General features: G+C 63.5%; 12 protein-coding genes. 8 read left to right on the forward strand and 4 right to left on the reverse strand.

Translation table 11 applies throughout. From position 1 onward, the window contains the following. Positions 1-356 (forward strand): hypothetical protein (locus tag ACHFFR_RS03030; protein WP_394262799.1); only part of this gene is annotated, 356 nt, incomplete at its 5' end. Here ACHFFR_RS03030 and ACHFFR_RS03035 read toward each other — a convergent pair. The 3 genes from ACHFFR_RS03035 to ACHFFR_RS03045 are packed head-to-tail and all read right to left on the reverse strand — an operon-like array spanning position 353 to position 3051. Then, positions 353-1168 carry a hypothetical protein gene (locus ACHFFR_RS03035; RefSeq protein ID WP_394262800.1) on the reverse strand — a complete coding sequence of 272 codons (816 nt, stop codon included), beginning with the start codon at positions 1166-1168 and terminating at the stop codon, positions 353-355. The two genes, ACHFFR_RS03030 and ACHFFR_RS03035, sit on opposite strands and share 4 nt — an antisense overlap. Positions 1169-1177: 9 nt before the next feature. Continuing rightward, positions 1178-1876 carry a hypothetical protein gene (locus ACHFFR_RS03040; protein ID WP_394262801.1) on the reverse strand — a complete coding sequence of 233 codons (699 nt, stop codon included), beginning with the start codon at positions 1874-1876 and terminating at the stop codon, positions 1178-1180. A 23-nt stretch (positions 1877-1899) separates the two neighbouring features. After that, entirely contained in the window at positions 1900-3051 is a 1152-nt protein-coding gene (locus ACHFFR_RS03045; protein ID WP_394262802.1) for an NAD(P)-binding domain-containing protein, read from the reverse strand. A 70-nt stretch (positions 3052-3121) separates the two neighbouring features. On the opposite strand from ACHFFR_RS03045, the gene ACHFFR_RS03050 reads away from it, so the two are divergent. The 5 genes from ACHFFR_RS03050 (at position 3122) to ACHFFR_RS03070 (ending at position 8015) form a co-directional block, all read left to right on the forward strand. After that, positions 3122-3586 carry a SprT-like domain-containing protein gene (locus ACHFFR_RS03050; protein ID WP_394262803.1) on the forward strand — a complete coding sequence of 155 codons (465 nt, stop codon included), beginning with the start codon at positions 3122-3124 and terminating at the stop codon, positions 3584-3586. Beyond that, positions 3583-4578, forward strand: a complete 996-nt coding sequence (locus tag ACHFFR_RS03055; protein ID WP_394262804.1) for a carbohydrate ABC transporter permease — start codon at positions 3583-3585, stop codon at positions 4576-4578. The genes ACHFFR_RS03050 and ACHFFR_RS03055 overlap by 4 nt, the downstream gene beginning before the upstream one ends. Before the next feature lie 2 nt (positions 4579-4580). Continuing rightward, positions 4581-5495, forward strand: a complete 915-nt coding sequence (locus tag ACHFFR_RS03060) for a carbohydrate ABC transporter permease (protein WP_394262805.1) — start codon at positions 4581-4583, stop codon at positions 5493-5495. Between the two features lie 200 nt (positions 5496-5695). Then, positions 5696-7054: an ABC transporter substrate-binding protein gene (locus ACHFFR_RS03065; protein WP_394262806.1), complete on the forward strand. Its 1359-nt coding sequence runs from the start codon at positions 5696-5698 to the stop codon at positions 7052-7054. A gap of 178 nt (positions 7055-7232) precedes the next feature. Then, complete coding sequence (locus ACHFFR_RS03070) at positions 7233-8015, forward strand: hypothetical protein (protein ID WP_394262807.1); 783 nt, start codon at positions 7233-7235, stop codon at positions 8013-8015. Positions 8016-8023: 8 nt separating this feature from the next. Here the strand turns inward: ACHFFR_RS03070 and ACHFFR_RS03075 are convergent, their stop codons facing one another. Beyond that, complete coding sequence (locus tag ACHFFR_RS03075; RefSeq protein WP_394262808.1) at positions 8024-8596, reverse strand: low molecular weight protein-tyrosine-phosphatase; 573 nt, start codon at positions 8594-8596, stop codon at positions 8024-8026. 91 nt (positions 8597-8687) lie between these two features. Here ACHFFR_RS03075 and ACHFFR_RS03080 point away from each other — a divergent pair, with 91 nt between their 5' ends. Both ACHFFR_RS03080 and ACHFFR_RS03085 read left to right on the forward strand, forming a co-directional pair. Beyond that, positions 8688-9683, forward strand: coding sequence for an LLM class flavin-dependent oxidoreductase (locus ACHFFR_RS03080; RefSeq protein WP_394262809.1), 996 nt, complete (start codon positions 8688-8690; stop codon positions 9681-9683). 2 nt (positions 9684-9685) lie between these two features. Further along, complete coding sequence (locus ACHFFR_RS03085; protein ID WP_394262810.1) at positions 9686-9841, forward strand: hypothetical protein; 156 nt, start codon at positions 9686-9688, stop codon at positions 9839-9841. The last annotated feature ends 69 nt before the right edge of the window (positions 9842-9910 follow it).

Here is a 9910-nt window from a genome sequence, read left to right on the forward strand (position 1 = left end):
AGTTGAGTAGCTACCTCTTGATGGTTGAGCGGCGAGTTCACTCCCTGACCGGCGCCGACGGCGTCGCAGAGCTCGAAGATCTATCCCGCTTCCTCCTTCGATCTGAAGCAATAGCGTCCTCGCAGATCGAGGGAATCGCGCTGGCCGCAAAGCAGATTCTGCCTCGCCTCGCGGGATCGCCAGTGCTGACAATCAAGACCGCAAGCGAGATCCACGACCTGTCACTTCAAAAGGCCTACGACGCACTTATCCAACTCAAAGAGGCCGGCATCATGACGACGAAGAGCATCGCGCGCGGCACCCACGCCTACATCGCGAACGACGTTCTTGACCTGATTACGACGTCGTCGCCCTAGTTATCGTCGCCGTCGTCACCGTCGTCACCGTCGTCACCGTCGAACGTCACCGCGGGGATGCCGTCAAGGTCGAGCCACGTCGCCGAGTCGTACCAGTTGGAACCGACCACAACGCCGAGGAATTCAGGCTCTGCGCCGGCCAAGGTCGGGAAGACGATCACAACCTCCACCGACTCACCGGGTTCAGGTCTGAGGTACATGTAGGGATCGTCCCGGTCTGACAGGTTTTCTGACCGAAAGTACATGTCGTCGCTTGTCTGCACGAAGGATTGGAATTCTTCGGTGATTCTCACGTCGTCATCAGCATTGTTGGTGAGGGTCGCCTCGATCACCGTATGTTCCAAATCCCCGGTACCCCACGGGTAGTAACCGTAGACGCCGTCGCCCGTATTCGGATCGTAGCGACCCACGCCCGTGACCTCGAGAAGCAACTCGCCATTGGCGTTCGTGGCGGGAATGATGAACGTCGCGCCGTCGAGCTCGGGAGCCTCCACCGGTTCGGTCGGCCCTGGCGACGGCGTCGCGCCACCACCCTGCCCCGCGGGCGTGGCGGGATCGAGCGGGGCGTCAGCTTTGACCTCGGGGCCGCGCAGCACGGCAACGCTCACGATCACGCCGGCGGCGACCATCGCGAACGCGATCAGAACCGCAATCAGCGCCCTGACCGGCTTCCAGCCACTCTTATTGACCTCGGATCCGCCGGCGAGCTCCTCTGGCACCTGCCCATTGCTCGGGTACTGGTTGTAGTTCGGCCCCGGCGCGCCGATGTATCGCTCGCCGTCGTTGGGGCTGTGCTGGTTCGGCTGAGTCATGAGGCCTCCCTAAGCGAGTAACAGGATGATTCCGAAAGAGATGAGGCCGGCGGCGGCAATGCCGCCCCACCATTGAGCCGCCGCCCACCACGGCGTGCGCTCGAGGACGCCGCGGCGCATGGGCAGCGCGGGGGCGTTGTTCGACAGGATGCGCGGGCGGCGCATGAGCCGGTCTCGCAGCTCAATCTGCTCGGGCGTGACCTCCGCGATGTTCGCGAGCTCGCCCATGCCGGGTTCGATCTGCTGCAGGGCCATCAACGTCCCCACCTCGGGGTCGTGAACCTGCTTACCGGGCTCAGTTTCACGCAGGAGGATCACCGATCGAAAGGCCTCGGATCCGTCCGCAGGCGCGACGACGACGGGCACGATCAGCCCCTTATTCGCTCCACTTTTCACGTAGCGCAGGTAGGGGCTCTCCGCCGTGGCTAGGGTGCGGGCGATGACGGGAACCGGGTCGCCAGATCGCGGCGTCTTCAGCACCTGCCACACCACCACGAGCAGGATGACCATGATGACGGTGGGGATGAAGACGAGCATCGTCGCGCCCAGCGTCAGTTGCCCCATATTAAACAGGATCCCGGCGAGCGTGCCGAAGAACGTGCCGATGGTTGCTGCGGTGATGATGCGGCGGGCATGGTCGAGCGGCCGGTTCGCCGGGATGGCGCCTGCCTCGCCAATGCGGGCCACGAGATCAGTATGGGAAGCCATATTCCTCCTTATTGGCACCCATCTTAATCCGTCTTGAGGTGGCGCACGATCTCGCGAACTGCTGCTCTCGAATCACGCCGGGCTCCGACCGTGGACGCACTCGCGCCGTACCCGAGCAGGTGCAGGTTCGGATAGGCCGCCACGCGCGTGCCCCGCATGAGGATTCCGCCCTTGCCGCCGTGCAGCTTGAGCGGAGCCAGATGCCGCAGATTCGCGCGGAATCCGGTGGCCCAGATAATCGCGTCGAGCTCCACGTATTCCTCGCCCCACCACGCCCCGTTCGCGTCGAGACGATCGAACATCGGCCGCCGATCGAGCAAGCCTCGCTCCTCCATCGAGCGCACCTTCTCATTGCGCGGCAGGCCCGTTTCGGCGACGACGGGCAGCGGCCTGAGCCCCTGCTCCGTCCGCGCTCGCACTCGCTCCTCGACAGCCCGGCCGGCCTGCGCGCCCAGCCCGCGCCCGGGGTTCCCCTCGCTGAACTCGCGCGGATCCTTCCAGCGCGGGGGCGTGCGGGTGGCCCAGAACGTGTGCTTGGTGACCTTCGAAATCTCGTCCAAGTGGTCAAGCGCAGAGATTCCACCGCCGACGACGAGGGTCCGCTTGCGCCAGAACTGGTCCGGCTGCTTGTAGTCGTGGGTGTGGACCTGAATGCCGCGGAAGGTTTCTTGGCCGGGATACCACGGGATAAACGGCGCTTCCCACGTGCCCGTGCAGTTGAGCAGGGCCCGCGTGCGGAACTCGCCGGCCGTCGTTGTGAGTAAAAAGCCGTCGCCGTCCCGCTCGACCTTCCTCACGCGCACCGGGCGCATGATCGGCAGATCGAACTCGTCCTCGTAGTCGCCGAAGTATTCGGGGATGAACTCGGAGGAGCGTTCTTTGCCGCTCTGCGGCTCGGAGGGCATGCCTGGCAGGTCGGCGATCATGTTGACGGTGGCCATCGTCAGCCCGGGCCAGCGGTGGCGCCACGCACCACCCGGGCCGTCCTCGGCGTCGAGTACGACGAAGGACACGTGGCTGTCGTCGTCGGCGGGCAGCGACCTCGGCGCATATCCGGAGATTCCGCGACGCTGTAGTTCGTGTGCCGAAACCAGCCCCGCCTGACCTGCACCGATGACGACGACGTCCGTCTCGTGGACCTTGGAGCTGTGGACAACTGTGGAAGCGTGCGTCATAGGCTAAACGGTACCGCACGGGTGTGGATACCCATTTAGGACGGGCGGCGGGACGTCTATGATCAGGGGCGTGAATGTGAACGACGCGCTGAAAATCGTGCGCGATCTCATGGACGCCAACGGCCTGACCGATTGGACGCTCTGCGTAGATCGCGCCAAGCGGCGTGCCGGAAGCGCGAATCTGGGCCGCAAGCTGATCTCCGTCTCGCGCGCCCACCTCGAGTTGTACTCGCCTGACCAGGTGCGCTCACTCGCCCTGCACGAAATCGCCCACGCGCTCGCCGGCCCCGGACACGGCCACGACTCCCACTGGCGGCTCATCTGCCTCGCCATCGGCGGCAACGGAAAGACCCGGATCGACGCCGATTGGCCCTCCCCCGAAGCCCTGTGGCAGGGGGTGTGTCCCAACGGGCATCGCGTGACGCGCCACCGCCGCGCGAGCGGGCGCACCTCGTGTGGAATATGTTCTCCGAAATTCACGAGCAAGTACCTCATTACTTGGCGTAATGTACGCACAGGGGAGGTAATCACATGACTCAAACCCCAGTGGAACCGGTTGCTGGCGTCGCTGCTGATCAGGCGCGCCCGGACAACGCGCTGCAGGGCAGCGGCAGTACTCGCGGCGCCCGCAAGCGCAGCGCCCGCAAGCGCAGCGCTCGCAAGCGCAAGGAAGCGGCCACGGCGTTCACGATGCTCATCCCGTCGATGATCGGCGTGGGCGTCTTCCTCATGGCGCCGATCGTGCTCGTCATCATCATTTCCGTCCTGCGCTGGAACCTCATCTCGGACCCGGTGTTTGTGGGGCTGACGAACTACGAGAACATGTTCAATTCGAACGGATTCTGGAACTCCGTGTGGGTGACGATCCAGTTCTCGTTCATCGCCATCCCCGGCGCGATCATCATCGGCCTGTTCATCGCTCTTGGCCTGAACCGGAAGCTGCCAGGCTCGGGCGTTTTGCAGATCATGTACGTGATCCCGTGGGTGGCGGCGCCGCTCGCGCTCGGCATCGTGTGGTCGTGGCTGCTGGCGCCCTCCGGCCTTATCAACGAGGTGCTCGGCACACGTACGGCCTGGCTCGCTGATACGACGACGGCGCTGCCCGTCGTCGCCTTCGTCTACATCTGGCAGAACATCGGCTACATCTCGCTGTTCTTCCTGGCGGCCTTGCAGTCCATCCCCAAGGATTTGTACGAGGCGGCGGAGCTCGATGGCGCGGGCCCGGTGCGCAAGCTGTGGTCGATCACTCTGCCGCTCATCCGGCCCACCACGTTCTTCGTCACCGTCACGTCGTTTATCGCCTCGTTCCAGGTGTTCGATCTCGTCTACGGCCTGACCGACGGCAACCCCGGCTACCCCGGCGGCACCACCGATTTGATTGCCGCGCGCATCTACAACTCCGCCTTTACGTCTCACCAGATTGGCGACGCCGCAGCGATGGCCGTGTTCCTTATGCTCCTGATCGTCGTCGTCACCCTTGTTCAGCAGCGCTATTTCTCCTCGCGCATGACCTACGACATGAGCTAGCCATGAGTATCGATACGCGAACCGACGCAACTGACGCCACCGGCGGTACCGACGCCTGGAAGGTCGAGACCCTTCCCGCCAAGCGCCTACGCAAGAAGAACTCGATCTGGTCGGTGATGCTGACCTACGCCATTCTCATCGCCGGCGCGCTGATCACCGTCATGCCGCTGGTGTTCTCAATCATCACCTCGCTGCGTAGCGAGCGCGATCTCCTGCTCAACGGCTCGTTCTCGTTGCCCGAGGAGATGACGTTCGACAACTACGTGCGGCTCTTCACCGATCACGATTTCATCGTGCCGCTCGTGGTGACCTTGCAGGTGGTGCTCGTGATGGTGGTGGGCCAGTTCATCGCGTCGATCCTGGCGGCGTATGCGTTCGCGCGCCTGGATTTCCCCGGGCGCGAGGTGCTGTTCTGGGCCTATATCGCCACGATGATGATCCCCGCGATCGTCACAATGATTCCGCTGTTTACGATGATGTCCGAGTGGGGGCTGCGCAACACCTTCGCCGGCATCGTGGTGCCGTTCATGCTCGGCTCGCCCTACGCGATCTTCTTGCTGAGGCAGAACTTCAAGGCCGTGCCGCAGGAGATTTTGGACGCGGCTGAGCTCGACGGCGCAGGCTTTTGGCGCCAGCTGTGGTCGATCGTTTTGCCGATGAATCGCCCGATTCTGGTGACGCTCCTTCTGATCACCGTGGTCACGCAGTGGAACAACTTCCTGTGGCCCTCGATCATCGCGCCGCGCGAGGAATGGAACGTCCTGACGGTTGCCACGGCCAGCCTGCAGTCGCAGTACTCGGCAAACTGGACCCTCGTCATGGCCGCCACGACCATCTCGATCCTGCCGCTGCTCATCCTCTTCGTCATCTTCAACAAGCAGATTGTTCGATCGATTGGCATCACCGGCCTGAAGTGACGCTAGGTGAGACGAGCGCTCGCCGCGGGCGGGTTCGTGACCTGCGACGACGGCGTCGTCGGATTTCTTTGCGAATTGTTCCTTTCCGCTCAGTGAGATTATCGAGAGTGTTCGCATTTTCAACCGTTGCCTGCTGGTAGTCTGGCGGAGTTGGCGTACGCACGCCCCCACCTGTCCAATTGAAAATTCAAGGAGATCACATGAAGAGATCAACCCTCACCGCAGGCGCGGTGATCGGCACGCTCGGCCTCGTGCTCGCAGCATGCTCGCCCGGCGCCGACGACAACGGCGGTGACAACGGCGCCACGACCGGCACGGAAACCGACGGCACGGACGGCTCCGGCGAGCAGGCCACGGTCACGTTCCGCCTCTGGGACGAAGTGGCAGCACCGGCCTACGAAGAGTCCTTCGCCAAGTTCGAAGAGCAGAACTCCGACATCAACGTCGAGATCGAGCTCGTTCCGTGGGGCGACTACTGGGATCAGCTCCCGCTCGACGTCTCCTCCGGCGACATGGCCGACATCTACTGGGTAAACTCGTCCAACTTCGCGCTGTACGCGGACAACGGCAACCTCATCAACATCACCGAAGAACTCGGCAGCGACCACGACGAGTGGCAGCAGTCCGTCGTCGATCTCTACACACGCGACGACGCCCTGTGGGGCATCCCGCAGATCTGGGACTCGATCGCGCTGTTCTACAACGCTGACATGGTTGAGGAAGCCGGCATCGACGTCACCTCGCTCAAGTGGGGCGGCGACGACGACACGCTGCTGCCCGCAGCTCAGGCGCTGACCGTGGACGCGAATGGCAACACCGCCGACTCGCCCGACTTCGACCCGAACAACGTGGAGGTGTACGGCTTCAACGCGCAGGCCAACCTCCAGGCCATCTACAACCCATTCCTCGCCGCCAACGGCGCCGAGTTCCAGGACGAGGACGGCAACTTCGCCTTCGCCTCGCCCGAGGGTGTGGAGTCCTTCCAGTACATCGTTGACCTCATCAACGAGCACCACGTGGCACCACCGGCCGCCGAGACCAACACGAATGGCGACATCACTCGCGACATGTTCGTGCGCGGCGAGCTCGCACTGTTCCAGTCCGGCCCCTACCACCTGAAGACGGTGGATGAGAACGCCGAGATCAACTGGGGCCTCGCGCCTCTCGTTGCTGGTCCGGAAGGATCGTACTCCGGCTCGCACGGCGTTGTGGCCGTGGGCAACGAGCAGACCGAGAACCGCGAAGAGACCATCCGCGTGCTGCAGTGGCTCGGCTCCGCCGAGGGCCAGATGCCGCTGGGCGAGATGGGCGTGTCCTTCCCGGGCGCCGTTGACGCGCAGTCCTCGTACGTCGACTACTGGGCCGTCAAGGGCATCGACGTGTCCGTCTTCATCGACGCGGCTAACGGCGACACCGCCAAGGCTCCGTTCGGTCCGGACGTCAACGCCGGCACGATGGCACTGACCCCGAAGCTGCTCGACGTCTTCCTCGGAAGCGTCCCCGTTGACCAGGGCCTGCAAGAAGCACAGGACCTCGGCAACTCGGCCATGAGTAATTAACCCGTGATCCGCACCTGGATCTAGGAGTGAGCGAAAGCCCCGGAGCAATCCGGGGCTTTCGTGTGCTCAGGCCGCGGCGTCCTTGCTAATTCCCAGCTAACCTCAAGGTTGTCGTCGGGGATTTTCACGATTCTGAGGATAAGCTGTACTTGTTCTATTTTGTGGATAAGGGGGTTCAATGCGATCGACGTGGTATGTCGCTGGCATCGGAGCCCTCACTCTGCTTGTTGCTGGATGCGCGGAAACCGCCGAGTCCGACGCCGAAACCACCGGTAGCGCGCCCGCGACGATCGACCATTGCACCGACCCGCTGGCCGGTGACCCCACCGAAGTCAACGCGCAAGAGCTCGCGTTTTGCCAGGCCGAGGCACTGGGCAAGATTTCTGGCTGGGTACAAGAAGACACGGTTGACGGGATGCTCGCATCGACGTCGCGCGTCAACATCGACCCGCTCGCGGTAGAAATCCAGTCCTACACCGACTCCGGCGAGCCCGGCGCGCGGGCGATCCTCATTCGCGGCAATACGTTCGTTGAGCGAGAGGGCAAGTGGGTTCAAGCCACCACCGAGTCCGACGACGGGACGATGGCCTACCAGGCCACCATGCCGATGCGCTTCGAGGCGCTACTTAATCCGGAGCTTCGCGCGGCGGGCACCAATCCCGACCTCACCTATGAGGTGATCGGGCACGAGGAGATCGACGGCGAGAACGTCACCGTGCTGTCACTCCAGCTCACGGGCGACGCCGACGGCGGGGATACCCGCGAATCCCGGCTTTACGTGCGCGATGATTACGTGGTCGTCCAGTCCGAATCCGAGTTCCGGGTCAATGGCTCTAGCCAGGTGCGTGCCACCGTGCTAACCACGATCGACGAGCCGCAAGACATCATCAACCCGCGCTTTGAGACCGACGACGAGTCCGGGCTGTCAACGAGCTCGACGCCGACGTCGGACGGGAAGTAGCGCCCGGCCTAGCGCTTGCTGTCGATGAACTCGACGAGGCCCTTGGCGCCGTCGTCGACGACCTTGTAGGTGTCGTAGAACCCGTCGTCGTCGCCGTACCACGGATCCGGGACGTCGAACTCCCCGCCCGAGTGGTAGAAGTTGCTGGATCGGGAGGTCTCGGAGGCCGCGTCGGCGAGGACGCCGCCGCTCCCGAATGCGCCGCCCTCGGCCACGTCGAGCGTGCCGTCAAATTCGCGCCACAGGTGGATCTTCGCGGGATCCTCGCCGAGCTCAGTCATCATCGATCGTAGTGCGTGTGCGTGGCCGGTTGTCATGGCTAGGACGATGTCGGCGTTGCGAAGCTCGTCCGCCGTCGCGCGATGAGCACGATGACCCGCCGGGGCCTCGTGGCCGAATTCCGCGAGTACCGCGCGAGCGCGCCGGTCGATCGGGTTGCCGGTTTCCTCCGTGGAGACGCCGGCCGACGCCACCTCGACGTCGTCGATCCCCTCCTGCGCAAGGTGGTCGCGCAGCACAACCTCGCCCATCGGCGAGCGGCAAATGTTCCCAGTACACACAATCAATACGCGATACGTCATGGAACCAGCCTACCGGCTGGAAAATGCCGGGTCGGGCGGCATGGCTATTCGCGAACAGGCTCTGCTAGCGTGGCGTAGTCGAAGGAGTACGATGAACGCCGACCTTTCCATTCTTGACCTTGTGCCGATCACCGAGGGTTCGACCGCCGCGGAGGCGATCGAGCGTTCGATGCGCGGCGCCGAGCTGGCCGATGACCTCGGGTACGCGCGCTACTGGTTCGCCGAGCATCACAACACGACGAGCCTGGCGTCGTCGGCAACCGCCCTGCTGATTGGCCGGGCCGCTTCCCGCACCTCGCGAATTCGCGTGGGTGCCGGCGGCGTGATGGTGCCGAATCATGCACCGCTCGTGATCGCCGAAAACTACGGGACGCTCGCGAACATGTTCGGTGATCGGATTGATCTCGGCCTTGGCCGCGCGCCGGGAACCGACCAGATGACGGCGCAGATGCTGAATCGGACGTCGGCGGATCCGCAGTCCTTTGCTACCGCGATCTACCGTATGCAGGGTTGGTTCTCGGACAAGGGTGCGCCTGATTCGGTGCCGATTGGCTCCGCGGTGTCGGCCGGGATGAACGTGCCGATGTGGGTTCTGGGATCGACCGTCAACGGCGCGTCGATCGCCGCGCAGCTCGGTCTGCCCTTCTCGGTTGCCTCTCACTTCGCGCCCGATTCGCTCGACGACGCGATTGCTCTGTACCGCGCGAACTTCAACGCTGACGCCGCGACCGCTCAGATCGATGAGCCGCGGGTGATGGTCGGCGTCAACATTCTTGTGGCCGACACGGATGGGGAGGCCGAGCACTTGTTCACCTCGCACATGCAGATGATGCTCGACGGCTCCACGAACAAGCGCCGCAAGGTTCAGCCACCCGCCGAGGTATCCACATTTGCCGACGACCGCGCCGCAGCCTTTGTCAGCGCCGCGCTGCGGGTGCGAGCCGTGGGATCGGCGTCGACAGTCAAAGAGAAACTCGACGCGCTGCAGAGCCGAACAGAGGCCGACGAATTCATTTTTACCTCCTACATCTATGACGAGGAGAAGTGGCACCGGAGCCTGCGCATGCTCGCGGACCTGTGGATGTGATCATGGTTGAGGTCATTGGCTTTATTCTCGTAGCGCTGGTGGCGCTGTTCGGCTCGCTGACGCAGTTTTATCCGGGGAACGTCTTCATCGGCGCGATCGGGGGTATCATCGGATTCTTTTTGCGTGCTAAGGATACCGGCTACTACGACCAGCACTGATTCCGGTCAGTATTGCAATCTAGGCCGCAGTGTTTCGGTCAGTACTGCACTCAGGTCAGTACTGCGTTC

The organism is Trueperella sp., assembly GCF_043424875.1.
Taxonomy (GTDB): domain Bacteria; phylum Actinomycetota; class Actinomycetes; order Actinomycetales; family Actinomycetaceae; genus Trueperella.